Below are 26658 nucleotides of genomic sequence, written 5' to 3' on the forward strand. Positions count from 1 at the left end.
GTGCCAAAGGCCGCTCTATTATCAAGTCAACCAATCGCTTTGATTACCGGGGCATCCAGCGGGTTCGGGCTGTTAACCTCAATCCGCCTGGCGCAGGAGGGCTTCCGCGTCATCGCAACGATGAGGGATATGGGAAAAAAAGAAGCACTGCTCGCAAAAGCAAAAGAAAATGGCGTTCTTGAACGAATCGAGACCATGAAGCTTGATATTACGGACCACGAAAACGTAGCAGCTGTAATCGAGACTGTCATACAGCGCTGGGAGCGCATCGACGTGCTCATCAACAATGCGGGTTATGCCGTGATGGGCGTCATCGAGGAGGTGCCGATGGCGGATTGGCGGGCTCAGCTGGAAACTAATTTTTTCGGAACGGTAGCCGTTACGAAAGCGGTGCTGCCTCATATGCGAACGCGCAAGCAAGGCAAAATTATCAATGTAAGCAGCGGTGCGGGCATAATCGGATTTTCTAATACGGGAGCCTACTCGGCTTCAAAATTTGCGATGGAAGGGTTTAGCGAAGCCTTGCGCCTGGAGCTCATGTCATTTTCCATACCTGTCGTGCTCGTCCAGCCGGGTACCTATGATACGGGCATTGCAGCCAAGCATGTGTATCGCAGCCATTCCGACTCGCCGTATAGCCATATGATTGAGCGATTTAATCACTTCAACGCAAAGTCGGAGCAAAACTCCCCTAACCCGATTCATGTGGCAAATACGATCGTGAAAATTTGTAAAGCGCGCGCTCCAAAGCTTCGTTATACATGCGGCAGCGATGCCAAATTGATTTTCCTCATGAAAAAAATGCTCCCTTGGCGCGTAATTGAATGGACTCTCCGCAAAGCGCTTCAATGATGGTTATCTTCCCGAAAAAATACGAGGGGGCCCTCGTCCCCTTCCTTCCTTCCTCCCTTCTCTTTGTAAGAAAGCGAGAACATTGAATTATTGAATATAGAAATAGAATTTATCTATTATGGCAGCAATTGACTGCGTTCGAACGAAGGTGGTAGACTCATCTCATCATAATTCCAATAAAACCTATTTGAATTATATAGTATTCAAATATTTTAAAACATGAGGGGTGGAGATATTTATGGCGGAGCAAAAGAAACTTAGATTGGGTGCTATATTGCATGGTGCGGGAGGCAACTTCGCGGGCTGGAGACATCCGGATGCCGTAGCAAACGCGAGCGTTAATTTTGAGTTTTACAAGCAGCAGGCTATTAAGGCAGAGGAAGGGAAATTTGATTTCTTGTTCATTGCTGACGGCTTGTACATTAACGAAAAGTCCAATCCCCACTTCTTGAATCGCTTCGAGCCGATTACCATTTTGTCCGCGCTTGGCGCTGTCACTTCAAGAATCGGGCTGGTAGGCACCTTGTCCACTTCTTACAGCCAACCGTTTACCGTATCTAGACAGTTCTCTTCCCTTGATCATATTAGCGGAGGGCGCGCGGGCTGGAATGTCGTGACTTCTCCGCTTGAAGGCACAGCGCTCAACTACAGCATTCCGCTTGAGCAGCATCCCGACCACAGCAAACGTTATCGCATCGCTGCCGAGTATTTGAAGGTGGCCCGCGGCCTATGGGATTCATGGGAGGATGACGCGTTTGTACGCAATAAGGAAACCGGCGAGTTTTTTGATAAAAGCAAGCTGCACACGCTAAACCACGAAGGCGAGTTTTTCTCCGTCAAGGGACCGCTCAACATCGCGAGATCGAAGCAGGGGCAGCCGGTCGTATTCCAAGCAGGCTCATCGGAGAGCGGAAGAAACTTGGCAGCCGCCTCGGCTGATGCTATTTTTACGAACCACGAGACACTGGGGGAAGCGAGAGCCTTCTACCAGGATGTGAAGCGCAGAGCGGCGGAGCTCGGACGCTCGCCCGAAGAGATTCTTATTTTTCCGGGTATTGGCGTTATCGTCGGGCCAACGGATGAAGAAGCGGAGCGCAAATACGAGGAAGTGGCTCAATTGATCAGCATCGATAATGCGCTCGACAATTTGGGACGTTTTTTCGAGCATCATGATTTCAAGCAATATCCGCTGGATGGACCGTTCCCTGAGCTTGGCGAGCTAGGCAAAAACAGCTTCCAAAGCACAACGGACAAAATTAAGCGGGAGGCGAAGGAACAGAGCTTAACGCTGCGTCAAGCTGCACTTCGTGCGGCAACGCCAAGAACGCCGTTTATCGGAACGTCGGAGAAGGTTGCGGACCTGATTCAAGAGTGGTTTGAGCAGGGCGCTATCGATGGATTTATTATCGGAGCGGGCGTTCCGACGGGGCTGGACGAATTTGTGGAGCTTGTTATTCCGGTACTGCAGCAGCGCGGCTTATTCCGCACCGAGTACGAGGCAGATACGCTGCGCGGCAACCTCGGCCTTGCGATTCCAACCAATCGATATACCGAGCAGCGCCTGAAGCAGCTGGAAGCTTTGGAGGATCAAGAGGCATCAGAAGCAGAAGCAGCATCGGCAGCGCAGGCGAACGGAGCATTGTAATTTAAATAGAAGGAACGGGGGAGATTTGGAGATGTTACAAAAAAGAAAAAAATGGAAAACCGTTATTGCGCTTACGACAGCATTAGTTCTGGTGCTGAGCGGCTGTGCGGGGACGAGCAAAACCGGCAGCAAAAACGATGGGGCGGCAGCAGGCTCAAGTACGAACACAACAGCCGCTGCCGGGCCGGTTAAAGGCGGGGAGCTGAGCTATGCGCTGGCCACGTCGCCGGATACGCTTGATCCGCATCGCAGCGGATTGGCGGTGGCGGTTCGTGCCATTCGGACGATTCACGATAACCTTGTCGCCCAGCTTCCTGACGGCACGATCCAGCCTTGGCTGGCAACGGAGTGGGAAATTTCAGAGGATGGCAAGAGCTACACGTTCAAGCTGCGCCAAGACGTTAAATTCCATGACGGCACTCCGTTTAATGCGGAAGCGGTGAAGTATAACTACGACCGGATTTTGAATCCGGAGACGAAAGCCGCTAATTCAGCCGCTTTGATCAGGCCTTACAAATCAGCCGAGGTCATTGACGAATATACGGTCAAGCTGAATTTGGAGACGCCTTCCAATGCGTTTCTAGGCAATCTCAGCCAAGCGCTGGTCAGCATCGTATCGCCAACCGCCGCGCAGAAGTACGGCGATCAGCTTGGCAAAAATCCGGTTGGAACGGGACCGTTTAAATTTGTGAGCTGGGAAGAAAATTCGCAAATTACGGTGGAGCGCAATCCCGATTACAAATGGGCACCGCCTCTCGTAGAGAACAAGGAAGCGCCATACCTTGATAAAGTCGTCTTTAAAATTGCTCCCGAGGAGGCTACTCGGATCGGAAGCGTGCAGAGCGGCCAAGTGCTGGCAGGCGAAACGATTCCGCCGCAAAATATTCTCGCGCTTGAGAAAGACGAGAAGCTTCAATTGTTCAAATCGAATACGCAAGGGCTGCCGTATACGTTGTTCATCAACCAAACGAAAGCGCCATGGAATGAGCTCAAAGCAAGGCAGGCGCTTCAATCGGCCATTGATGTGGATGCAATCGTCAAAACGTTATATTTGGGCACGTATGACCGCGCTTGGTCGCCGCTTACGCCGGGAACCTTCGGCTACGACAAGTCGCTGGAGGGCGGCGTAAAGCCTGATTTAGACAAGGCAAATGCACTGCTAGATGAGCTGGGCTACGTGAAGGGCGCTGACGGCTTCCGTGCCAAAGACGGCAAGAAGCTGACGCTTCATTACGTCGACGGCTCGCCGAACCGCGAGAAAAGAAACGACATAGCCGCCATCATTCAGCAGCAGTTAAAGCAAATCGGCGTTGCTGTGGAAGTGGAAATTACGAAGGATGTTCGCACGATTGTGTTCGAGAATGGCGACTACGATATTTACGGAAACAGCCAGGTTAACTCCGATCCTGAAGCGCTGCGCGCATTTTATCACTCGGATTCGGTCAGCGTAGCCGGCAAGCAAAACCTTTCCGCGTACAAAAACGCCGAAGTGGACAGCTGGATCGATCAAGGTCTGATCGAGAAAGACTCTGCGAAGAGGCAAGAGCTGTATGCCAACGTTCAGAAAGCGATTATCGATCAAGCAGTCATTATTCCGATCTATGTTTTCCCTTATACGATCGCAGCTTCGAAGACAGTGAATGGCATCAAGTTTGATTCGCTTGCTTATCCGTTGTTCAATGATGTGTTTATTCAAAAATAAACAGTGGAAATCTATCCTTCCAAAGGAGGTAAGTGATGCTTAAAGCGATTAGTATTCGGTTGTTTACCTCCTTGCTCGTCATACTCGGTTCGCTCGTGCTCGTATTTGTTATCGTTTATTTGCTGCCGGGTGATCCGGTTATGTCTATGGTTGATCCAAGCACCGTGACGCCCGAGGTGATTGCGAGCCTGCGCGCGCAGCTTGGCGTTGATCGGCCGCTCTATGAACAGTTCGGCTCGTATGTAGCGAAGGTTTTGCAAGGTGATTTTGGCAAATCCATCGTAAATGACGAGCCGGTGCTGCCCAAAATCATTGCTCATTTGCCGGCGACGCTCGCTTTGACGGCCGCAAGCTGCTTTATAGCAGCCGTTGTCGGCATTTGGCTTGGGGTGCTGTCGGCGATTCACCGCGATCGCTGGATCGACATAACAGCAAGAATAGTAGGGTTGTTCGGCATTTCGATGCCAACCTTTTGGTCGGGTATTTTGCTTATTCTGATCTTCTCGATTACGCTCGATTGGTTTCCCGCGATGGGCTCGGAAGGCTGGAAGACGCTTGTTCTTCCGGCCATCGGGCTTGGCATTGTCGGAGCGGGCTTCGTCGTGCGGCTCGTCCGCAACAGCATGCTGGAAGTCATCAACGAGCCGTTTATCGTGACGCTGAGAGCGAAGGGCGTGTCGGAGAAGCTTGTCATGTACCGGCATGCGCTTCGCAACGCGCTTATTCCAGCCCTAACGATGATTGGCGTGCTTAGCGGCGAGCTGCTCGCGGGAACCGTCGTCATCGAAACGGTATTCTCCCGCCAAGGAATCGGGAGAGTCATATCGGATGCGCTCATGTCCAAGGATTTGCCTGTCGTGCAGGGCGTAGTTTTTTTCTCGGCCATTATGTACGTCGTCATCAATTTAATTGTGGACCTCTCCTATCGGATCATCGATCCGAGGGTAAGGCGTTCGCAATAAGCAAAGGGGGGCTTCACATGAAGGAGACCGCAGTCGTCAAGCCGGCCTGGCTGCGATATAGGGCAGCGCGCCGCTCGGCGCCTAAAGGGGCCACACTTAATGTATCCAACTTGCTTGTCTATCTAGCTGGTTTTATCGTGATCTTCATCGTATTGTGCGCGCTTATTCCGGAGCATATCGCTCCTTATTCGCCAACAGAAATGATCATGACCGATATTATGCTGCCGCCAAGCTTCACGCATTTGTTCGGCACGGATTATTACGGGCGCGACGTGTTTAGCGTAGTCGTCTATGGCAGCCGCGACTCGCTGATGATCGGTCTTGCATCGGTTATCGTCGGCGGAGTTCTGGGAGCGTCGATTGGCGCGCTGTCGGGGTTTCTTGGCGGCATATTCGATACGGTTATTATGGGTTTTATCGAGGTGCTAATGACGATTCCCGGCATACTATTCGCCCTAGCCATCGCGGCTGCGATGGGACCAAGCTTGTTTAACGTTGTGCTGGCGGTTGCTCTCTCGGCCGTTCCGGGTTATGCGAGAGTATTCCGCGGCCAAATCATGAGCGTCAAGGGGCGTCCGTTCATTACGGCGGCACGCTCGGTCGGGGCCGGCCATTTGCGCATTTTCTTCCGCCATGTTCTGCCGAATGCTTGGTCGCCGCTGCTCGTTATGGCTACGATCGGTTTAGGCACCTCCATTCTGATCGGATCGGGGCTAAGCTTTCTTGGGCTGGGCGTCATTAAGGAAATTCCCGATTGGGGCACGCTGCTGTCGCAGGGAAGAGGTTATTTGACGGTCGCTTGGTGGATGTCCACCTTCCCAGGCCTTGCCATTACTTTGCTGGTATTGTCGGTCAATCTGATGGGCGACAAGCTTAGAGACCATATTGATCCGAAGAAAAGCAGAGTTTAGGAGGAGGCATTCATTTGAAAACATTGCTTGAAATCGAGCATCTGACCGTCAAGTTTGCTACTCCGAAGGGCTGGTTGACCGCTATATCGGACGTATCGCTAAGCATGAAGCCGGGGGAGACGGTATGTCTCGTCGGTGAATCCGGCAGCGGCAAGACGATTACTTCCAAATCGGTCATGCGCTTGATCGATTATGAGAACGGCGTTATCGCAAGCGGCGAGATGAAGCTGGACGGCATCGATCTTGTGCGCACGCCGCAAAGAGGGATGCGAACGCTGCGCGGCAAAAAAATGGCGATGGTGTTTCAGGAGCCGATGTCTGCTTTTGATCCGGTGTTTACGATCGGCAGCCAGATTGTCGAGGTGATAGCCGGACATAAGCTCGGCAGCCGCGAGAAGGCGCGGGAGCGTGCAATTCATTTGCTGGGCCGCGTCGGCATACCAGAGCCGGAGCTTCGGATGAAGCAGTATCCGGGCGAGCTGTCCGGCGGCATGCTTCAGCGCGCGATGATTGCGATGGCGCTCGCCTGCGGACCGGAGCTGCTTATTGCAGATGAGCCTACAACGGCGCTCGATATGACGATACAAGCGCAAATCTTGCAGCTGCTGCAGGAGCTGAAGGCAGAATTCAATATGTCCATTCTGCTTATAACGCATGATATGGGCATTGCCGCGGAAATGGCTGACCGCATCATCGTGATGTATGCCGGTCAAGTCGTTGAGGAGGCAACGGCCGAGCAGCTGTTCGAGCTGCCTCATCACCCTTACACGCAGGGCTTGCTTCGTTCCGTTACGACGCTGGACAGCGATAGAGGCTCGAAGCTGTTCTCCATTGATGGAAGCATTCCGAATTTGTTCGAGCTGCCGAGTGGCTGCCGCTTCCACCCAAGGTGTCCGCATGCAACAGAAAAATGCGTGAAGGAAAGCCCTCCTCTCTTTGACGTAAATGATCGTAAGGCAGCTTGCTGGTATGCAGAGGAACTGGCGGAGACGCAGGCTTGGAAACGTTCAGAAAAGGCAAACACGTCTATAGTGGTTAAAGAAGCTGTGGAAGGCGATCATGAGGAAGCGGGAGCGGCCTTTGCGGAGAACCTATTTGAAATCGAAGGGCTGCGAAAATATTACCCGCTTGGCAAAAGCTTGCTCTCGCGTCACCCCTCTTCTATTCGAGCTGTCGATGATGTGACCTTCCAAATTCGCAAGGGGGAAACCTTTGGCCTCGTTGGCGAATCCGGCAGCGGCAAATCGACGCTGGGCCGCGTGATCATGCAGCTGGAGAAGGCTACGGCGGGCAAGGTGACCTTTGCCGGGCAGCAGTTGACTGAACTGAGACAATCACAGCTGCATGAGGTGCGCAAGGACATGCAGATGATCTTTCAAGATCCGTACGGCTCGATGAATCCGCGCTGGCGAGTTGGCGATATCATTGGGGAGCCGCTCTCGATCCACACCTCGCTCAGCGCAGCGGAGAGACAATCACGGATTGAAGAGCTGCTGCATGTCGTAGGCCTTAATCCATCCTCGCATGAGCGCTATCCGCATGAATTTTCCGGCGGCCAGCGGCAGCGCATCGGCATCGCCAGAGCGATCGCGCTGCGTCCCTCCTTCGTGCTTGCCGATGAAGCGGTATCGGCGCTTGATGTATCGGTGCAGGCGCAAATCGTCAATTTGATGCAGGATTTGCAGCAGAGCCTGGGGCTGACGTATTTGTTCATTGCCCATGGCCTTCACGTGGTCAGACATATCTCGAACCGGATCGGCGTCATGTACTTGGGCAAGCTTGTAGAAATTGCCGACAGCGAGGAGCTGTTCACGCACCCGGCGCATCACTATACGAAAGCGCTGATTGCCTCCATTCCTTGGCCGGACCCATCTCGCAAGAGAGGGCTGCTAACGATTGACGGCGAAATTCCGTCCCCCGCAAGTCCACCCTCAGGCTGTCGTTTTCATACCCGCTGCCCCGCAGCGACTGCGCTGTGCAAGAGCGAGCAGCCGGAGCTGCAAGAGATTGAGAAAGGGCACTGGGCAGCATGCCATTATCCCGCTTAGAAGCCGAGAGCCTCATTTACTGGGGTTCTAGGCTTTTTTTTCGTCTACGGATAGGCACATATGACTAAGGGACCATTGACGTGCTGAAAAATGGCATGTTAACCTATTTCCATATGGAAACTATTGGAGGGATACTCTTGATTGAAATTCGCTTATCGGTTGGCTATGACGAGTATGAAGAAGGAATTAGAATGTCTAGCTTAATTGAAAAACTGGCATCGAGCGCGGATGGCGAGCAGCTGTCTATTCTAACGATTGGCGATTGGGGTCAGGCGTATGAGAATTCTCCAGATAGCTTTTTGGACACTTTGATCAGCCATAAGGATTCATTTCCTAACCTAACGAAACTATTCATTGGAGATATGGGCTTTGAGGAATGCGAGGTTTCCTGGATTAACCAGACTAATCTCTCCCCGCTGCTTGCGGCATTCCCGAATTTGCAGTCGTTATCGATTAAGGGCAGCCAAGAATTAAGCTTGCAGCCGCTCGTCCACGACAAGCTGCAGGAGCTGGTCATTATTTGCGGAGGACTGCCAAAGTCGGTGCTTGAGGAAATCGCGAGCGCGAGGCTGCCGGAATTGAAGCGGCTTGAGCTCTATTTGGGCGTCGAGGATTACGGCTTTGACGGCGGCATTGGGGATGTGCTGCCGCTGATGAAGGGTGATCTGTTTCCGAAGCTCACTTATTTGGGCTTGAAAGACAGCGGAATTCAGGATGAAATCGCGGTTGCGATTGCTGATGCGCCTATTTTGGACCAATTGGATACGCTGGATCTCTCTTACGGCACGTTATCCGATGAAGGCGGGGAGGCACTGCTTGCAAGCGAGCGCATTAAGAAGCTGAAGCATCTTAACCTAAGCTATCATTATATGACGGGCGAGCTGCTGGAGCGCTGGAAGCAGTCGGGCTTGTCGGTTGACGTAACCGATCAGCAGGAAGCGGATGAAGATGATTGGCGTTATCCTTTCCTTACAGAGTGATGGGCAGCTATTCAGCAAAGAGCGACGGTGAGATTCCTTTTCTATTAATAGGGAATCCGGCGAACAAACGGACAATGGGCCTGCAGGCGGCAAGGAGCAAGCTGGGGCTGGCTCCGGCTGTTGTGCTTCCCTATGAGCAGCTGCTTAGTCGTTCCTTGTACATAGAAGATGTATTGCAACAATTTGCGGGAGACGAACCGATCATCGTACGACTCGATGCGCCTGGCGAGGATCAGGCGGTTGAGCGGGAGCTGATCGCATGGGGCGCGCCTGACCGGAGCGGCGACGATGTTTTCTGGTCAGCGGGCTCGCTGCCAGGCAGCATCTCGATTCCGGCGGCAGACGCCCTCGCCCTTCCTCAGCAGCATGGACGAATTTATTTTCCGGCGCAGTGGTACCGCGGGTATTGCCGGTTTCTTGCCGCTATGCAGCGGGAGGCTGGGGCTTCGAGAAAAGCTGTCCGCTGGGTCAATTCGCCCGGCAGCATCGCGAGCATGTTCGACAAAAGAAGCTGCTGGCAGCTATTGTCGCGCCAAGGCCTTCGCGTGCCGGCGCTGCCGGCGCCGGTTGGTACGATAAGAAGCTACGATCAGCTTCAAGCGGCAATCTCTGCTAGCGGCATGAGGCGGCTGTTCATTAAGCTCGCCTGCGGCTCCGGCGCTTCAGGCGTTATTGCCTATCAGATTAACCCGAGCACAGGCGCTGAGCTTGCGATTACGACCATTGGCGTAGAGGAGCATGCCGGAAGCAGCAGCTTTTACAATGCAGGTCTGCTTCGGCGCTACCGGGAGCATTCGGATATCCGGACGATTATCGATTGGGTGTGCAGGGAAGGCGCACATATTGAACGCTGGATCGAGAAGGACAGCTTCGAGAGCAAGTCGTTTGACGTGCGCCAGCTCGTCGTGGACGGCGAGGCTTGCCATACGGTGCTGCGGCTGAGCAGCACGCCCATTACCAATCTGCATCTTCGCAACGAGCGAAGAATGGATGTCGATGGGCTGCTTTCGGCAGAGGTGAAGCAGGCGGTGAAGCAGGCTGCGGAAGCTGCGCTCCGCGCTTTTCCGGGAAGCAGGACGGCGGGCGTGGATGTGCTCGTTCAGCGGGGCAGCGGACTTACCTATGCGATAGACATTAATCCATTTGGCGATTTGCTCTATGGTGCCGAGTACGAGGGGATGAACACCTATGAATGGCAAATGCGCAAGCTTCTCAGAAAGGAATAGCAACGTATGCCGGATATGAACCAAATCGTGGGCAGCCACGATATTTTGATGATTACGCTTGATACGCTGCGCTATGACGTGGCGAAGCTCGAGGAAGCGAACTGTCCGAATCTTTGCGCGGGCGGAGGCTGGGAGAAGCGGCATACGCCGGGCAGCTTTACCTATGCCGCCCACCATGCTTTTTTCGGCGGTTTTCTGCCCACTCCCGCGAACACGGACAAAGCCTCTCACGTGCGGCTTTTTCACACCAAAAATACAGGGCTTAAGACGCACCCTCATACATGGTTATTTGACGCTCCGGATCTCGTATCCGGCTTGCAGGAGGCTGGTTACCGGACGATCTGCATCGGAGGCGTCATTTTTTTTACGAAGAAAAATAAGCTTGCGAAGGTGCTGCCTAGTTATTTTCAAGAAAGCTATTGGCGGATGACCTTTGGGGTGACGAATCCGCGCTCAACCGAGCATCAGGTGAACCACGCGCTGAAGCTGCTAGAGCAGGCCGATCCCGCTGAGAAGCTGTTTTTGTTTATGAATATATCGGCTATGCACGGGCCTAATCACTACTTCGTGCCAGGCGCAAAGCGGGATTCCATAGAGACGCAGCGCGCAGCGCTTCGTTATGTGGACAGTCAGCTTGGCGTGTTATTCAAGGCGCTGCGGCGCAGGGGGAAAACGTTTTGCCTAGCGTTCTCCGATCATGGGACGGCGTATGGCGAGGACGGCTATGAGGGACATCGATTGGCTCATGAGGTCGTTTGGGATGTGCCTTATCGCGAGTTTATATTGGAATAAGGAGGGATGCAGCTTGCTGCAATCATCATCGCTAAAATCATCTGCCGAGCTGCGTGAGCGGGAGCGGGAGCAGCGCTTTACGCAGGCTCCATACCGTTCGTATTTGTATTCCTATCCTCATAAGACCGCTTATCGGGATTTGCAGCCCGCGCAATCGCTGAAGGAGCTGTGGGAGAAGGATCAAACGGACTATCACTTTTTGTATATGCACATTCCTTTTTGCGGGGCTCGCTGCGGATTTTGCAATCTATTTACACTGCCGGACCGGCGCGTCGATGTTCATGAGCAATATGTGGATGCGCTGCAGCGGCAGGCGGAGCAATGGGCACCTTGGTTTGAAAATCGCTCATTCTCCAGGTTCGCGATTGGCGGCGGAACGCCAACGCTGCTGGAAGCGGGCCAATTGAATCGGTTGTTCGATATTGCCGAGCATACGATGGGGCTTAACCCTATGCAGGCATCGATATCGGTAGAAACGTCGCCGGAGACGGTTACTGCCGACCGGATGCGCGTGCTGAAGGATAGGCAGGTTGACCGCGTCAGCATGGGCATCCAAAGCTTCGTCGAGGAGGAAGCCTCCGCCATCTACCGTCCGCAGAAGCCGCGGCTTGCGGAGGAATCGTTGGAAACGCTGATGAGCTATCAATTTCCGCTCGTAAACGTAGATCTTATCTATGGCTTACCGGGGCAAAATGCGGACACCTGGCTGTATTCCCTAGAGAAGGCAATCAGCTATGCGCCTGGGGAGATTTTTATATATCCGCTTTATACGCGTGAAAATACGATATTGAAGCCGGAGCAAGTGCTCGGCAGAGGAGAGGATATTCGGCTCTCGCTCTATCATATTGCCCGCGAGCGTCTGGAGGCTGCCGGCTATAAGCAATATTCGATGAGGCGCTTCGCGAAGGATATCGTTTTTAATCATAAGAGCGTGCTGCCCTTCAGCTGTCAGGAGGAAGGGATGGTCGGCCTTGGCTGCGGCGCCCGTTCCTATACGCGCGATGTCCACTACGCTTCGCGTTACGGCGTAAGCACCGCTGCAACGAGAAGCATCATTGAGGAATATGTAACGGCTGAGAGCTACGACACGGCAGATTACGGTTTTGTCTTGAGCGAGGCGGAGCAAAAACGCAGATACGTTCTTAAGGCGCTGCTGCACCGGGAGGGATTGGAGCAATCCGCATACGAGCAACGCTTCGGGACCGATCTGCTTCTGGATCAGCCTGATTTGAATGAGCTGCTCGGCACGGGACTAGCGGAACTTGAGTCGGGCGTATTGCGGCTGACGACGCTTGGTTTGGCTTATTCGGACGCCATCGGGGATGAGCTGATTTCGGGCGAGGTAAGAGAGCTGATGAACGGGTACGTGATCCGATGAAGGCGGTGCTCTATTACCGCGGTGCAATGTCATCCTGCAATTATGACTGTCCGTATTGTCCCTTCAGCAAAACGAAGGATAGCAAAGAGACGCTTGCGAAGGATAAGCAGCAGCTTCATGCTTTCATGGAGTGGGTTCGAGAGCAAGGAGCAGCGGGCCATCAGCTGTCGATTTTTTTTAATCCTTACGGCGAAGCGCTCGTTCACCGCTGGTATCGCGATGCGATGATCGAGCTTTCCCATATGACGCATGTGAAGAAGGTAGCCGTACAGACGAACCTATCGGTTAAGCTTGATTGGACGCAGCAGCTTGCCAAGGACAAAGCAGCGTTCTGGGTAACGTATCATCCCGGCCAAACGGGCCAGGAGCAATTTCTAAGCCAGTGCATGAAGCTTTATGAGCAGGGAATTTCGTTCAGCGTAGGCTCGGTTGGGATTCGAAGCGCGTTTGATGCGATTGCGCAGCTGCGGAAGCTGCTTCCGGAGGATGTCTACCTTTGGGTGAACGCTTATAAGGATCGGAAAGCCTATTATTCAGAGGAAGAGATCGCGTATTTAACGCAAATCGATCCACATTTCGGACTGAACGTCCCCGATTACGATAGCATAGGCAAGCCGTGCGGCGCAGGGGCGAATGTGTTTTACGTGCAGGGCGCCGGCATCGTCAAACGGTGCTACAGCGATCGAAGGGTTATCGGGCATCTCTACCGAGACGGATTGGAAGGATTAGCTGCCGAACGGGCTTGCGGGATGAAAAAATGCGGCTGTTACATCGGCTACATTCATATGCCGGAGCTCGGGCTGGAACGGGTTTATGGGGATCGGCTGCTGGAGCGAATACCGGCTGGTTTTGCTCGGTAAACGCCATTAACCGCGATCCAGATAGCCATGGATCAGTCGATGAGTCAAAATAAGAAGCTGCCGCGATCAGGTCATGCCCATGTGCCTTGCGGCGGCTTATTTTTGCTTGGCGGCAGTCATCGATTGCAATAAAATTTCTGATTTAGGAACCAAAATCCTTATTATGGTACAGTATTCGTAATAGACTATTTAAGAAGCTGGAGGTGCAGCTGTGTTAAATGTGTTCATAACGGTTAAGAGCTTAGGTAAGCGAAAAAACCATCTTGACCGTCTTGCATGGCTATTATCCGAAGTGCCGCTGACGCTGAAGGCGTTAATTATCGACATGGTGACAACGAATGTCCGGCAGCTCAACGAACGGGAGACCGAGACGCCGCTTGTTCCTTTTCTGACGCAGGGCGATATCGAGCAGCTTGGCCAGAGCGGGAAAATTGGCTTCGGCGCGCTCTATAACGAGAAGAAAGCAGACGAGAAAGAGGCCATTTCAACGGCTATACTCGCTTTTGAGGACGGTTTATATCGGGTGTTTATTAACGGAAATGAGATAGAGCAACTGGATGATGCGCTTACGCTGCATGAAGGCGATGAAATTGCGTTCGTTCGGTTTACGATGCTGGCGGGCAGCACGTGGTAGAGCGAAACGAAGGAGGCTGCGAGGATGGAAAGAGGAGAGCAAAAGCTGTATTTTCAAAATATGAAGGATAAGGTGGATGAGCTGACGCTTTCGGATTCGCATAAGCGTCTGGCTGGGCTGCTTGTACAAATCAGCGAGCGCGGCTATAACGACTATGAGATCAGCGGACAAATAAAGGAGCAGCTTCTCGTCTTGGCATCGGGTGAGGAGCAGCAGCTGTTCGAGCCGCTTGCTGAGATTATCGCTGAGCTGCTGGATGATTCATATGCTCATGTTTTCCGCTATATGGCGACGTACGCAACCGAATATCCTTATAGCACGGGTTATGCGCGCAGGCCCTTCCGAACAAGGGAGCAGCGTCTGCATCTCGATCGATTGCTGGCAAAAATGATTTCCTTATTCTACTTGAATGGCCGTCAGTTCTCCGTGATCGAATATTTGACGAAAGCCAATTACATAGCAGAAAATGACTACCAATTTCCCAAAACGGCCATTGCCGACATTATTGCATATGGCATTGACGATAACAATGAAGCGGTTATGACCGCGTTAAAAGATATTATATATGGTGATAACAACACGGCACTTTTGTCGCGCAGCATGATTTCAGGCATTTTCCTCAGCCACAGCCTTGAGGCTTATCGGATGCTTGGGGAGCTGCTCGTCGCCGCCAGATTGCAGGAGGGCCTCCGCCAAAGCATCGTTGAAGCGATGGATGAGGGTACGATCGAAGCGATGCAGTATATGCTTGAGGTCGTAATCGAGCATGATTTGATTCGCTATAGCTCGGTTATTAGGGCGCTAGATGTATGGACCGGCTTAGGGCTGGAAGCTGCTAATTCGCGGGTAGCGAAGAAAAATCTTGAATTTGCCGCAAGATGCCTTGCCGATGCCTCAGCTTGTGAGGAGGGACTTGCGAGCAGCAACGTGAACGAGCTGTATATGAGCCTATGGGCCATTGCCGTCCGGGAGGAGCAGCAGCTTTATGACAAGATCCGCTTCCTCATGACGAGCAAGGATGACTATCGCAAAATCGTGGCGCAATATATGCTGGCGCAAAGCCAAAACGAAGATGTCCGCTTCGCAATCGCTAAGGATTGGCTGGGCGAAACGAATAAAGAGCTGCAATATTGGCTCGTATCCAATTACTCTCTCGATTACTCTTATAAGTGGGAGAGAGCGGATGGCGAGAATAAATCGCGTCTTGAGCTGAAGCAGTCATCGTACTTGTCGGATAAAGAAGCAAGAAGGCAGCAGTACGAACAGTTCAAGCTGATGCTAAGCGCCATGCCTGCAAAGGAGATAACCGCAAAGTCGCAAGTGTTTGATTGGATCGGCTATACGTATTCCTCGGATATGATCGTTCGGAAGCTGCTCTTCTTGACGGCGCATGACATGGATATCGATTGGATTGCTGAGCTTGTTGCTATGAAGGATGCGCTCGGTCCAGATCAAAGGGGCGAGCTGCTTAAATATTTTATGAATGACGTATCGAATAGCGTGCAACGCTCCTTTCTCATTGCAAGCTTGTCGGATAAAAGCATGAGCAATCGCGAGCTGGCTATTTTAAAGGCCGCGAATTTGGAGCTGAGCGAAGATGAAATCGACGCGGTTACTGCTCTGCTGAAGCTAAAGACGGGATCGCTGCGCCAGGGGGCCATCGGTTTGCTGCTGAAGCAGCCTGCCCGCCAATTGGAAGCGGCTCTGGCGCTTCTGCTGCAAAGCCGTAACGAGCTGCAGCGCCTTGCCGCGCTGGAGCTGCTGACGGAGATGAAGGATGAGCCGGCGCATGCCGAGCTTTCGAACGCGCTGCAGGACGAGGTGGACTCGATTGCGGAGCCAACCGATAAAGAGCGTCTGCTGATTGCAAAGCTGAAGCAGCAGGACTCGTACACGCTGAGCAACGGTCTCGGGTTATTTGATCCCGCTGCGGTAGACGCGGAGCTTACGAGCAGAGAGCAGCTTCCGTTCTCTGCGCTTCAGGAGGCGCGAAGCCGCTTTGACCTTACGACCGAGCAAATCCGTGATTTTGTCACGGGACTTGCGGATCTCGTTCATCTTCATCGTGAGCATGAATACGAAATGCTCGATTATTCGGGCGCGAGGCAGTCTCTTCTCATCGGCGCCCGGCTGACAGAGCTGAGTTGGAGCTACGATTCAGAGGATACTACGCCAGCTCTGGAGCGGTATCCGCTCTCGCAAGTATGGGCGGATTATTTGGAGGAGAGCGGCTTTGGCGCAGCCGAGCTGCTGCAGCTTGATTTTTACCGAACGCAGAAGACGCTATGCGGCTATTATTACGGCGAGCTTGAGCACTGGAGAAGTTCTTCTTATGAGCCGGCTGAGGGCTGGCGAAAAGAGCTGTTGGAGCAGCTCTATCAGGTGGAAACGCTGCGTGAAGCTTTTGGCCTGTTTGAGAATTTGCCTTATGGACAGCAAGTGAATAAGCTGATTGGCGCTTACGTGGAGCAATGCGATAAGCAAGAGCAATTTGAGCCGGCGAATCACGTGTTAAACTTAATTATTCAATGTTTTCCTGCCGAACGCGTCGCTCAGGAGAGTCAGCTTCTCGATTTGTACACGAGCTTTTGGGGGAGATGGGTACGCGCGAATGTTCATGACGACGAATCGTTTATCGCATGCTTCCGCACTTATTACCACCTCTATGAAATGAATGGCTATGACAACCATCTGCTGACTTTATCCGATTTTGCGCGAGCATACAGCTTGGGTGTTATTGATGAGCATGAGCTGCTTAGGGAGCTGATCGCAAGGCCGCAAAGCAGCAATCATATCAGGCAGCTTACGAATCCGCAAAGTAAGCTGCTGGAGCAATATCCGCAGTTGATCGAGTTCAAGGAGAAAGTCGTGCTGCGCATTTTAGAAATCGAGCTGAATCGCGGGGACCTGGCTACTGAGGTGACGAATCTGGCGACGAGCATTCAGCATATCGACGGGATGGAGCATTTTCTCGCGATACTGGCAGGGCTCGATAAGGAATCGTTTGTGCGCGGCTATATTTATGGATACGGAAGAGATGTGACGAAGAAGGAGACGTTCAGCCATCTGCTAAAGGTATGCCATCCCCGCAAGGATGAGGACGAAGCTTTGATGGCTGAGCTGCTGAAGGGTCGCAGCATCGCGGAGACAAGGCTGCTGGAAGCCGCAATGTATGCGCCGCAGTGGGTTGAACTCGTGTCGCGCCACTTGGGCTGGAGCGGCCTTCGCAGCGCTGCATGGTATTTTCACGCGCATATCAATGAATCGTTCTCGGCGGAGAAGGAGACGATTGTTGCCCAATATTCGCCGATTTCACCGCAGGATTTTAACGATGGCGCATTCGATATCGATTGGTTCAGGCAAGCGTACGAGGAGCTTGGAGAAGAGAAATTCCAGCTGCTTTACCAATGCGCGAAATATATATCGGCAGGCTCGAACCACAGGCGGTCACAGCTGTTCGCAGACGCTGTGCTCGGTAAGCTGAAGCTTGCCGAGCTGTATGCTTCCGCGTCGGAGAAGCGGAATAAGGATCACTTGCTCAGCTACAGCCTGCTTCCGTTCGGCGAAGGGGGCAGCCAAACGCGTGACGTGCTGGGGCGCTATACGTTTATTCAGCAGTTTTTGAAGGAAAGCAAGACATTCGGCGCTCAGCGCCGGGCAAGTGAAGCGAAGACGGCGAGCATCGCGCTCGATAATCTGGCTCGCAATGCGGGTTACGCCGACGTGATTCGCTTAACTTGGGATATGGAAGGCAGGAAGCTGGATGAGCTTCTCCATTATTTCGAGCCGCATGCGCTGGATGATATTTTGACCGCGCAGCTCGTTATCGACGGCGATGGCAAAACCGATATTCGCGTGCTGAAGCATGGCAAGGAATTGAAGTCGGTTCCCGCGGCATATAAGAAAAATGAGTACATTACAGTGCTCAAAGAGACAAAAGCCGAGCTTACGGAGCAGTATAGAAGAGCACGTGCCGAGCTTGAGCGCTCGATGGAAGCGGGCAGCGGCTTCACTTTGCAGGAAGTCAGCAAGCTGGCTCGCAATCCTGTCCTGTCTCCATTAGTGGGCGTGCTCGTATTCAAGTCTGGCGAGTCGCTAGGGTTTTTCGACGCGGAGACGGGAACGCTCAATAGCCCGCAGGGAGATCGCTATGAGGTGAAGGATGGCGAGCAGCTGGTCATCGCGCATCCGCTCCATTTCTTTGAAAGCGGACAGTGGAGCTCCTATCAGAAGGACTTGTTCGACCGCCAAGTGAAGCAGCCGTTCAAGCAAATTTTCAGGGAGCTTTACGTGCCAAATGGCGATGAGCTTGCAAGCGGCTCGTTGTCGCGCCGGTATGCTGGGCATCAGGTGCAGCCGCGCAAAACGGTCAGTCTCCTCAAAGGCCGAAGATGGACGGTAAGCTATGAAGAGGGCTTGCAAAAGGTATTTTACAAGGAGAACGTCATCGCCAGCATTTATGCGCTTGCCGATTGGTTCTCTCCCTCCGATATCGAGAGTCCGACGCTGGAAACGGTTCGTTTCTTTGATCGCCATACACTTAAAGGCTTGGATATTGCGCAGGTGCCAAGCTTGATTTTCTCAGAGGTGATGAGAGACGTTGATTTGGTCGTCAGCGTGGCTCATGTCGGCGGCGTCGATCCGGAGGCAAGCCTTACTACGATTGGCATTCGTACAGCTATCGTACGCGAATCGCTGCGGCTGCTTAAGATCGACAATGTGCGCCTCGAGGGCAATCATGCGTTGATCGCAGGCAAGCTTGGCGAGTACAGCGTGCATCTGGGCAGCGGTATGGTTCATAAGCAGGCGAAGGGTGCGCTCTCCATTGTACCCGTCCATTCGCAGCATCGCGGGAGGTTGTTCCTGCCCTTCATGGATGAAGATCCGAAGACAGCGGAGATTTTGTCCAAAATCGTACTGCTGGCACAGGACGCCAAGCTGAAGGACCCGCAAATTTTAGCGCAGCTGCAAGCATAGCAACGGGATGAGAGGAGAAGGGGGCCGATTATGGCTCCCTTTTTTTCGTTACGTGGACAATCGCGTTAGAGAGCGGTCATGCTTCAAAATGCCGGAATTGGGGTAAAGTACATTATGGTTTGAATACAGAAAGGAGCGTGTTTAAAATGTCGCAGGCGAAAAAAGTCGCTTTTCTACTGGCCAACGATTTTGAAGATTCCGAGATGAAAAATCCATATGATGAAATGGTTAAAAACGGGCATGAAGCCGTTATTATCAGCTTGAGGAGCAATGAGGAGCTGAAAGGGAAGCAGGGCACGATTGCCTATACTTCGCATTTGGGCATTGCAGAGGCGAAGGCGGATGATTATGCAGCCATTATTATTCCTGGCGGCAAATCGCCATCCCACCTCATGAATAATGCGGATGTGCAAGCCTTCGTCAAGGAAGCCGATCAAGCGGGCACGACGATCGCGGCTATTTGCCACGGACCGCAAATTTTGGAGGCAGCAGGCCTGCTCAAAGGCCGTACGCTAACCTCGTATCCGGGCATCTCGTCAGAGATCAAAGCTGCGGGAGGAAACTTCGTCGACAAAGAGGTTGTCGTGGACCGCAACTGGGTTACGTCACGGACGCCGGAGGACGAGCCCGCCTTCATCCGCGAGACGATTGGCAAGCTTGGCGTAAACGCATGGTAAGCTGAGCTTAATGGATGTTGAATAGGGAGTGCGAGCACTGGAAGCCATTCTAGCTGCTCGTTTTCTTTTTTTTGTGTGTGAACAGATTGGTGTGTTAATGAGAGAGCTTGTGCACCCGAGCCCCAGCCCCCAGCTACGAGCCTCCCGCCAAACCGAAAATGCTCTGAAAAAAGATTAACAGGAAATACTCCCGTTAATTTCACGAATTTTGAACAAAAATCAGGGTTAGCAGGAATTACTCCTGTTAATTATTCATTTTTGATCGATATGGGTTCAATTTGCTCTTATTAACGGGAGTATTTCCAGCTAAATGGGTTTATCAGGCTTCCAAATAAATATTAGCAGGATAATTTCCCGTTAATTCAGATCTGTTCAATTGACAGTGTCCGACGTTACTGGTGTATAAGATATGCGAGGGAAAGCCAGCAAGATGAAACGGGTGAAATTGTTTTCCATATCTATTTGAAGTATATTTTAGTTATAATGACTTCATTTTTAAGGAGGGCGTGCCTGAATGCCCGATACTGCATTTGATCAAGAAATGGACAAGTCTGCTGATTCGAGTATTCACTCATCCTCATTGGTGAGTAAAGCTGAGCTTATCGACGCGGGACTAACCGCCTTGAATGAGCTGGGAGCAGATCATATTTGTAAGGTTTGTATCGCAAACAGCGGCTCATGCTGCAACGGCTGCCAGCATCTGCTTGACGGGGTAGGCTGCCAGAAGCGAAATACGAGCTGTACGGCATGGTTGTGCGGTTTTCATAAATTTTTATTATACGAGGTTGGCGAGTTAGAGCAATGGAATGCATTTTGGAATCAGGTTCCTGGACAGGATTACCGCGAAGACTTTACACCTGAGCATATCAAGATTGAAAAAAAATTACGCAGGCAAAAGTTTGCGATGGATCACCTGGGGGAAGCGCTCGCCGCAGATTTGCAGGAGATGGCAAGGTCCCATATTTCGATCGGCCTTATACTGGCGCTGCGTGAGAAGCTGGATAAAAATATCGATCAGCTGATGAACGGCGATGATGACCATAAGAAAAAAGCTAGACTAAAAAGAAAAATCAAAGTGCTGACGAGCGATTTCCAGCGCTTCCACTACTTATTGGCTAAGTATCAAGAGCAGCTATCTAGCGACATAACCCCATAACCTCCTGCTGGCCCCAACAAAACGCCTCAACAACCACGACGCAAGTGGGGTTAGAGGCGTTTTTTAATGGATGATTCGCGTCAGTGCAAGCTATTGAAGCATGTTTATTTCAAAAACGCCAGCAGCTCCTTATTGAACCTCGCCGGTTCATCGAACAGCATGCCGTGGCCGCTTTGTTCAAACGTAACGAGCGTCGAGCCGTCTATGCCATTCAGCTGCTGCTTCGCAAGCTCGGGCGGGCAGATCGTGTCCAGCGAGCCATGGAAAATCGTTGTAGCTGTCTTAATTTGCAGGATGTCAGCACGCAAATCCTCGTCGCGAAGCGACTCAAACGTCCGAACCGTACCCCATGCGGATGCCTCAAGGCCAAGCTGCTGCAGCCAATCCTTAAAAGGCTCGCTTATCACATCGGCATCCGCGCCTTTTGCCAAAAACTTGTCCCCGAAGTCGCGCAGCAGCTGCGGCCGGTCTTTTTTGACGGCGGCGATTTGCGCATCCGCATCCTCTCTCTTCATGCCATACGGAAAATCATCCCGCTGGGTAAACGACGGAGCAGCAACGCCAAGCAGCGCAAGCTTGCGGATGCCATAGCCTCCGTGGCGCGCCATGTAGCGGACAGCTATTGCGCCGCCCACAGAGAAGCCTACAAGATAAGCTTGATCCAGCTTCAAATAATCGATCACCGCTTTTACGTCGTCGGCGAGCCGATCATAGCCATAGCCTGTTGCCGGGGCGTAAGATTTTCCGAAGCCTCGCTGGTCAATCCCAATGCAGCGAAAGCCCTGCTCAGAGAGCAAAGTAAACTGATATTCAAACATCCGGCTGTTCAGCGGCCAGCCATGCAGGAAGATAACAGGGGGGCCGGAGCCGATATCCTCAACAAATAATCGCACATTTTTTTCAACCTCAATGTAATGTCCCATCGAATCTCTCCTCTCGTGGTCTATATCTTTTTTTACCCATTTAAGGACGATTTGAAAAATAAATCTTTTTCAGCCGTATGAAGAGTTAAAATAAAGACAGCGGATTGGAGGCTGGAGCATGTTTTCTTGGCTTAGGATGGCGGTAATCGTTATCGTCACCGTATTTTTGACTCGATTCATCCCGTTTTCGGCATTTTTTCAAAATGTGAACACATTGGTTCACGAGCTTGCCCACGCGCTTGTAACACTGCTGCTAAAAGGAAACGTCATGCATATTTACTTGTTCGCTGACCAGAGCGGGGTGACTTACACGGCTTATACGGACAGCTGGATGATCATCCCGATTGCGCTTGCCGGATACACCGGCTCCGCGGTGTTTTCGTTGCTGTTGTTCTTTCTGCATGCGAAGGGCAAGGAGCGCTTCGGACTCGCTTTAATCGCGATAGCTGCCGGGGTCGCACTCGCGCTATTCGTTCGCAATGGCTACGGCATGGCATGGAGCGCAGGCTTTACGGCGTTGACGGTACTTATTTGTTTTGCCGCGCCAGGCTGGCTGCGAACCGGTTATTACTTGCTTCTTGCTTTCATTTGCCTGGTGGAGTCGGTCATTAGTCCGTTTATCTTATTTTATCTTGCGGTTACCGAGCCGGCTTCGGCGGGAGATGCAGCCAGCCTGAGCGGCGTTACATTCTTACCAGCCTTTGTATGGTCAGCGATCTTTTGTATCTTTGCGCTCTGGTGCGCCAAAATCGCGATCGGCTATTTGTTTAGAAGAAAGGCTAGTGGGATACAAATAAGTAGATAAATGACTGGGAAGGTTGTGGCGAGAGTGTCAAAGAACAATAAGTTGCCCGCGCGAAAAAAGGTGGACTTAACGGACATTGATCCGAAGGATACAGGCCGCTTTCAAAATAAAGATGAGGTCGCTAAAGAAGTAAAGGAGCTTGAGCTGGAGCTGCAGGAGCTGCAAGAGAAGCTGGCAGCCGGCAAAAAGCATGCGGTGCTGTTTGTTTTTCAGGGCATGGATTGCAGCGGGAAGGACGGCGTCATCAAAAAAGTGTTTGCCGGACTGCATCCGCAGGGCATTTCTGCCCACAGCTTTAAGGCGCCGACGGAGGAGGAAGCGCGGCATGATTTTTTATGGAGAGCGCATTGTGCCGTTCCCGCCCTTGGCCAAATTGCTGTGTTTAACCGTTCCTATTACGAGGAAGTACTCATTACGAGAGTACATGGCAAGGTAAAGGACGAGGAGGCCAAGCAGCGTTTTAAGCATATTAATCATTTTGAAGCCATGCTCGCCGAGAGCGGCGTGAAGGTCGTTAAAGTCTTTTTGCATATCTCGAAGCAGTTCCAGCTTGAGAAGCTCGTTAGCCGCATCGAGGATCCAAGCAAAAACTGGAAGTTCGACCCGGCCGATCTGCAGGAACGCAAATCATGGAAGCAGTACCGCGAGTACTACGAAGAGCTGTTCGAAAAATGCAGCAAAGAGGCGCCATGGCATGTGGTCCCCTCCGATCATCGCTGGTATCGCAATTACGCCGTGCTCCAAATCGCAGTCGAAGCTTTGCGTAGCTTGGATCTAAATGAGCCGCCCGCCAATCCCGAGCTGCAGCTGCTGCTGGCAGATATGAAGAAAGAAGAAGGCTAACCGTCTTTATTGGACCTTAGCTTTGCTTTTGTTGCTCCTTAGCTTCGCTTTGTTGCTCGCTAGCTATATCTTTATAGCTCCCTAGTAGTCCATTATTCTATCGCATGTTATTATAAATATGGAAATTTAAGAGATGCGGATGAAGGAAAATAGGGGGATTTATGCAAAAGAGCAATAATCGGATGAGAAAGCAATGGTGGTTAATCGCTTTATTTTTTCTAATCGTTGTTTCTTTTCCTGTATATGGATATTTTTATAATCATATAGCGAGTCCGGACGCACCGAGGTCTAGCGGAGGCGTTCTCGATTTGCGGGATTGGAATTTTGACACGGACGGTCTTGTTCCACTAAAAGGGGAATGGGAGTTTTATCGCAATCAGCTGCTGACGCCCGAGCAATTTGCCGATGCGGCGCCTGCGGCAAGCAAGAGGCCTGAGCTTACAGGTCTCTTTCCTGTGCCAGGACAGTGGAATGACTATATTTCTGAAACGGGAAATCCAGAGGCCGCAGGGTTCGGTACCTATCGATTAATGGTAGAGCTGAGCAACCATAAAGATGAGACAATGTTTGGCATACGCACAACGAACATCCGAATGGCGAATAAAGTGTTTCTGAATGGCAGGGAAGCGGGCGCAAGCGGAATACCCAGCGATACGAATGAGACAGGAGAGTCTAACAATGTTCCTTATGTAGAGTTTGTATCGGTACGGGGCAATCAGGTTGAGGTGATCGTTCAGGTTTCCAATTTCAACTACGCATCTGGCGGCATCATTTATCCCATTTGGTTCGGACACGAGGATGAGATTAGGAAGAGCCGAGAGCTGGCGATGTTCGGGGACTTTTTGAACGTTGGCGGATTTGCGATGTTCTCTTTCTTTTTTCTGCTTTTGTTTTATATGCGGAGGCAGGAGCGATCCTTGCTTTACTTGGCGTTGTTTTGTTTGGCGATATTGGTGTATGTGCTGACGCATGGCGAGAAGCTCATATCGATCGTATGGCCGGGGCTGAATTACGATTGGGTCATGAAGCTGCAAAATATATCCTCGACCTGCGGGTATTACTTTATTCTGCAGTATGTGAATGTGTCGGTGCCGCGAGCGGTCAACAAAACGGTATGGCGAGTATGCAATGCCGTGACAATCGGCGCTATTATAGGAGCGGTCTTTGTGCCGACGATACTGTATTCCCAGTGGTTTATGCTCGTTTCATTACCTTCATTTTTAGTTTACAGCGTCCAGATGTATACGCTTGTCAGGGGCGTGCTGCTGCGCTCGCGCGACGCGATTTATTTGCTGCTGAGCGCTATAAGTATGCTGGTTTATATCATGGTCACCCTAATGAATGTAATGGGGATGCTGGAAAATCTTTTTTTTCTATCGTTCGAATTGCTCATATTCGTTATTGTTCAGGTCGTTATGCTCGCTAGACGGTTTTCGCACTCCTTCTACAAAGTGGAGGAGCTGTCGCAAAGGCTTCTGACGCTCGATGGACTGAAGGATGAATTTATGGCGAATACATCGCATGAGCTGCGGACTCCCCTTCACGGCATCGTCAATATTGCGGAATCATTGCTTGAGGGAGTAGCGGGGCCAACCAATCCGAATCAAGCTCGCCAGCTCTCGATGATCGTATCGACAGGAAGAAGGCTGAATTATCTTATCCATGATATTTTGGACTTCTCTACTTTACGCAACGGGGAGCTGGTCTTGAACCGGCAGCCTGTTGATTTGCCGGCAACCGCACAGTCAGTAATGGAGGTCATTGGACATTTAGCCGCCAAAAAAGGAATAAGGCTCACGCAGGAGTGGCCAGACCAGCTCCCTCTGCTCGATACGGATGAGGATCGGCTTCGGCAAATTTTGTTTAATTTGCTAGGCAATGCGGTGAAGTTTACCCATCAAGGCGAGATTGGCATGTATGCGGAAGTTCGAGACCAGATGGTGAAAATTAGCGTGCGAGATACGGGAATCGGCATTGCTTGGGATCGGCTGAGCGATATATTCGAGCCTTATAGCAGTCTTGCTGCTCCTGATTTACAAGGGAGCTACAGCGGAACGGGAATCGGCCTGAACATTACGAAGAAGCTCGTTGAGCTGAACGATGGGCAGATCGGCGTGCAATCGGAGCTTGGCACAGGGTCTGTGTTTTATTTCACCTTGCCTGCGGCCAGCGTCACCGCTATAGCCAAAACAAGCCTGATTGAGGAGCGGGCAGGTCATATCGTTCAAGCTGCAGAACAAGAAGCCGCTGCCGCCATTCAAGTGAACGACACGTCTGAGTTTACCGTGCTCATCGTTGATGATGATCCTGTTAACTTGCAGGTGTTAATCAATCTGCTGTCGATTGACCATTATTCGGTCATTCCGGTTGATAACGGAGCAGAAGCTTTGGAGGTATTGGCAGGCAAGGGACGCATCGATCTTGTCATTACGGACTGGATGATGCCCGGAATGTCGGGACTGGAGCTCTCCCGGCGAATCCGTGAGCGCTATGCGTTATCGGAGCTGCCGGTGCTGATGTTTACCGCGAGAAATTTTGCCGGCGATATTCAGACGGGCTTCAGCGCAGGCGTAAACGACTTTTTGACTAAGCCCGTCGATAGTGCTGTTCTGCGCGCTCGCGTGCGGACGCTGCTGGAGCTGCGCCAATCCGTGCAAGCGGCGATTCGCTCAGAGATGGCTTTTTTGCAAGCTCAAATCAAACCTCACTTTCTATATAACGCGATGAATACGATTATCTCGATTTGTCCTGTCGATCCGGAGAAAGCGGCGGAGTTGCTTTTGGATTTGAGCTATTATTTGCGCAGCAGCTTCGACTTCCAAAATCGCGAGCAGGTTGTGAGCTTGGAGAAGGAGCTGGAGCTCGTTCAAGCTTATATGGCAATTGAGCAAGCGCGTTTCGGAGAGCGGCTCCGAATCATCTATGATATAGATGAGCCAACAGATGCCTATATTCCGCCGCTCAGCATTCAGCCGATCGTAGAAAATGCAGTAAGGCATGGCGTAATGCAGAAGAGTGCAGGCGGCACGATTGTGCTCGCCGTTAGGCATACGGAGACAAACCTGTTCATTTCCATATCGGATGACGGGGTGGGAATGAAGCAGAGGGAGATGGGCACTCTTTTGCAAGGGCATGACCAACGAAAACGAACGGGAGTTGGACTCGTAAATATCCATCGGCGCTTAATGTCTTTGTATGGGCAAGGCCTTAACATTGCAAGTAAAAGCGAAGAGGGCACGACGATAACCTTCGAGGTGCCTCAGCTTCCTAAATCGATCGAGTAAGCC

General features: G+C 51.8%; 19 protein-coding genes. 18 read left to right on the forward strand and 1 reads right to left on the reverse strand.

Translation table 11 applies throughout. The features are described 5' to 3' along the window. The 15 genes from ADU23_RS13970 to ADU23_RS14040 all read left to right on the forward strand — a co-directional run bounded on the left by ADU23_RS13970 (position 1) and on the right by ADU23_RS14040 (position 20800). Positions 1–852, forward strand: coding sequence for an SDR family oxidoreductase (locus ADU23_RS13970; protein ID WP_053374299.1), 852 nt, complete (start codon positions 1–3; stop codon positions 850–852). 238 nt (positions 853–1090) lie between these two features. Continuing rightward, complete coding sequence (locus tag ADU23_RS13975; RefSeq protein WP_082311095.1) at positions 1091–2497, forward strand: LLM class flavin-dependent oxidoreductase; 1407 nt, start codon at positions 1091–1093, stop codon at positions 2495–2497. 31 nt (positions 2498–2528) lie between these two features. Further along, positions 2529–4199, forward strand: coding sequence for an ABC transporter substrate-binding protein (locus ADU23_RS13980; protein ID WP_053374300.1), 1671 nt, complete (start codon positions 2529–2531; stop codon positions 4197–4199). 35 nt (positions 4200–4234) lie between these two features. Next, on the forward strand, positions 4235–5161 hold the full coding sequence (locus ADU23_RS13985; RefSeq protein WP_053374301.1) for an ABC transporter permease: 927 nt from the start codon (positions 4235–4237) through the stop codon (positions 5159–5161). A 17-nt stretch (positions 5162–5178) separates the two neighbouring features. After that, positions 5179–6072, forward strand: a complete 894-nt coding sequence (locus ADU23_RS13990; protein WP_053374302.1) for an ABC transporter permease — start codon at positions 5179–5181, stop codon at positions 6070–6072. A gap of 14 nt (positions 6073–6086) precedes the next feature. Further along, a complete protein-coding gene (locus ADU23_RS13995; RefSeq protein ID WP_053374303.1) occupies positions 6087–8120 on the forward strand; it encodes an ABC transporter ATP-binding protein in 2034 nt (677 codons plus the stop codon). A 140-nt stretch (positions 8121–8260) separates the two neighbouring features. Then, positions 8261–9100, forward strand: a complete 840-nt coding sequence (locus ADU23_RS14000; protein ID WP_197286155.1) for an STM4015 family protein — start codon at positions 8261–8263, stop codon at positions 9098–9100. Continuing rightward, complete coding sequence (locus ADU23_RS14005; RefSeq protein ID WP_331459245.1) at positions 9073–10326, forward strand: STM4014 family protein; 1254 nt, start codon at positions 9073–9075, stop codon at positions 10324–10326. Before ADU23_RS14000 ends, ADU23_RS14005 begins: the two co-directional genes overlap by 28 nt. Positions 10327–10332: 6 nt before the next feature. Then, complete coding sequence (locus tag ADU23_RS14010) at positions 10333–11118, forward strand: STM4013/SEN3800 family hydrolase (RefSeq protein WP_053374306.1); 786 nt, start codon at positions 10333–10335, stop codon at positions 11116–11118. After that, on the forward strand, positions 11087–12496 hold the full coding sequence (locus ADU23_RS14015) for an STM4012 family radical SAM protein (protein ID WP_082311096.1): 1410 nt from the start codon (positions 11087–11089) through the stop codon (positions 12494–12496). Before ADU23_RS14010 ends, ADU23_RS14015 begins: the two co-directional genes overlap by 32 nt. Next, positions 12493–13356 carry an STM4011 family radical SAM protein gene (locus ADU23_RS14020; RefSeq protein ID WP_053374307.1) on the forward strand — a complete coding sequence of 288 codons (864 nt, stop codon included), beginning with the start codon at positions 12493–12495 and terminating at the stop codon, positions 13354–13356. Before ADU23_RS14015 ends, ADU23_RS14020 begins: the two co-directional genes overlap by 4 nt. Positions 13357–13567: 211 nt before the next feature. After that, complete coding sequence (locus tag ADU23_RS14025) at positions 13568–13990, forward strand: hypothetical protein (RefSeq protein ID WP_053374308.1); 423 nt, start codon at positions 13568–13570, stop codon at positions 13988–13990. A 24-nt stretch (positions 13991–14014) separates the two neighbouring features. Continuing rightward, entirely contained in the window at positions 14015–18967 is a 4953-nt protein-coding gene (locus ADU23_RS14030) for a DUF4132 domain-containing protein (protein WP_053374309.1), read from the forward strand. A 146-nt stretch (positions 18968–19113) separates the two neighbouring features. After that, positions 19114–19644 (forward strand): type 1 glutamine amidotransferase domain-containing protein, encoded by a 531-nt coding sequence (locus ADU23_RS14035; protein WP_053374310.1) that lies wholly within the window; start codon positions 19114–19116, stop codon positions 19642–19644. A gap of 514 nt (positions 19645–20158) precedes the next feature. Next, the gene (locus tag ADU23_RS14040) at positions 20159–20800 is read left to right on the forward strand and encodes a hypothetical protein (protein WP_053374311.1); all 642 of its coding nucleotides are present in this window, start codon (positions 20159–20161) and stop codon (positions 20798–20800) included. A gap of 104 nt (positions 20801–20904) precedes the next feature. On the opposite strand, the gene ADU23_RS14045 is transcribed toward ADU23_RS14040, so the two are convergent. Further along, the gene (locus ADU23_RS14045) at positions 20905–21723 is read right to left on the reverse strand and encodes an alpha/beta fold hydrolase (protein ID WP_053374312.1); all 819 of its coding nucleotides are present in this window, start codon (positions 21721–21723) and stop codon (positions 20905–20907) included. A gap of 118 nt (positions 21724–21841) precedes the next feature. Between ADU23_RS14045 and ADU23_RS14050 the strand changes: the two genes are divergently transcribed. The 3 genes from ADU23_RS14050 to ADU23_RS14060 all read left to right on the forward strand — a co-directional run bounded on the left by ADU23_RS14050 (position 21842) and on the right by ADU23_RS14060 (position 26655). Then, positions 21842–22528, forward strand: coding sequence for a M50 family metallopeptidase (locus tag ADU23_RS14050; protein ID WP_063846000.1), 687 nt, complete (start codon positions 21842–21844; stop codon positions 22526–22528). Beyond that, on the forward strand, positions 22529–23371 hold the full coding sequence (locus tag ADU23_RS14055) for a PPK2 family polyphosphate kinase (RefSeq protein WP_053374314.1): 843 nt from the start codon (positions 22529–22531) through the stop codon (positions 23369–23371). Positions 23372–23553: 182 nt separating this feature from the next. Then, a complete protein-coding gene (locus tag ADU23_RS14060) occupies positions 23554–26655 on the forward strand; it encodes a hybrid sensor histidine kinase/response regulator (RefSeq protein WP_053377628.1) in 3102 nt (1033 codons plus the stop codon). The last annotated feature ends 3 nt before the right edge of the window (positions 26656–26658 follow it).

It is taken from the genome of Paenibacillus sp. FJAT-27812 (assembly GCF_001273905.1).
Lineage (GTDB): Bacteria > Bacillota > Bacilli > Paenibacillales > Paenibacillaceae > Pristimantibacillus.

What these genes read in the sequence shown, in the direction of transcription:
- ADU23_RS13975 (WP_082311095.1), top strand. Translation starts at nt 1,091, where the DNA reads ATGGCGGAGCAAAAGAAACTTAGATTGGGTGCTATATTGCATGGTGCG.
- ADU23_RS13980 (WP_053374300.1), top strand. Translation starts at nt 2,529, where the DNA reads ATGTTACAAAAAAGAAAAAAATGGAAAACCGTTATTGCGCTTACGACA.
- ADU23_RS13985 (WP_053374301.1), top strand. Translation starts at nt 4,235, where the DNA reads ATGCTTAAAGCGATTAGTATTCGGTTGTTTACCTCCTTGCTCGTCATA.
- ADU23_RS13990 (WP_053374302.1), top strand. Translation starts at nt 5,179, where the DNA reads ATGAAGGAGACCGCAGTCGTCAAGCCGGCCTGGCTGCGATATAGGGCA.
- ADU23_RS14010 (WP_053374306.1), top strand. Translation starts at nt 10,333, where the DNA reads ATGCCGGATATGAACCAAATCGTGGGCAGCCACGATATTTTGATGATT.
- ADU23_RS14015 (WP_082311096.1), top strand. Translation starts at nt 11,087, where the DNA reads ATGTGCCTTATCGCGAGTTTATATTGGAATAAGGAGGGATGCAGCTTG.
- ADU23_RS14020 (WP_053374307.1), top strand. Translation starts at nt 12,493, where the DNA reads ATGAAGGCGGTGCTCTATTACCGCGGTGCAATGTCATCCTGCAATTAT.
- ADU23_RS14030 (WP_053374309.1), top strand. Translation starts at nt 14,015, where the DNA reads ATGGAAAGAGGAGAGCAAAAGCTGTATTTTCAAAATATGAAGGATAAG.
- ADU23_RS14035 (WP_053374310.1), top strand. Translation starts at nt 19,114, where the DNA reads ATGTCGCAGGCGAAAAAAGTCGCTTTTCTACTGGCCAACGATTTTGAA.
- ADU23_RS14040 (WP_053374311.1), top strand. Translation starts at nt 20,159, where the DNA reads ATGCCCGATACTGCATTTGATCAAGAAATGGACAAGTCTGCTGATTCG.
- ADU23_RS14045 (WP_053374312.1), bottom strand. Translation starts at nt 21,723, where the DNA reads ATGGGACATTACATTGAGGTTGAAAAAAATGTGCGATTATTTGTTGAG.
- ADU23_RS14050 (WP_063846000.1), top strand. Translation starts at nt 21,842, where the DNA reads ATGTTTTCTTGGCTTAGGATGGCGGTAATCGTTATCGTCACCGTATTT.
- ADU23_RS14055 (WP_053374314.1), top strand. Translation starts at nt 22,529, where the DNA reads ATGACTGGGAAGGTTGTGGCGAGAGTGTCAAAGAACAATAAGTTGCCC.
- ADU23_RS14060 (WP_053377628.1), top strand. Translation starts at nt 23,554, where the DNA reads ATGAGAAAGCAATGGTGGTTAATCGCTTTATTTTTTCTAATCGTTGTT.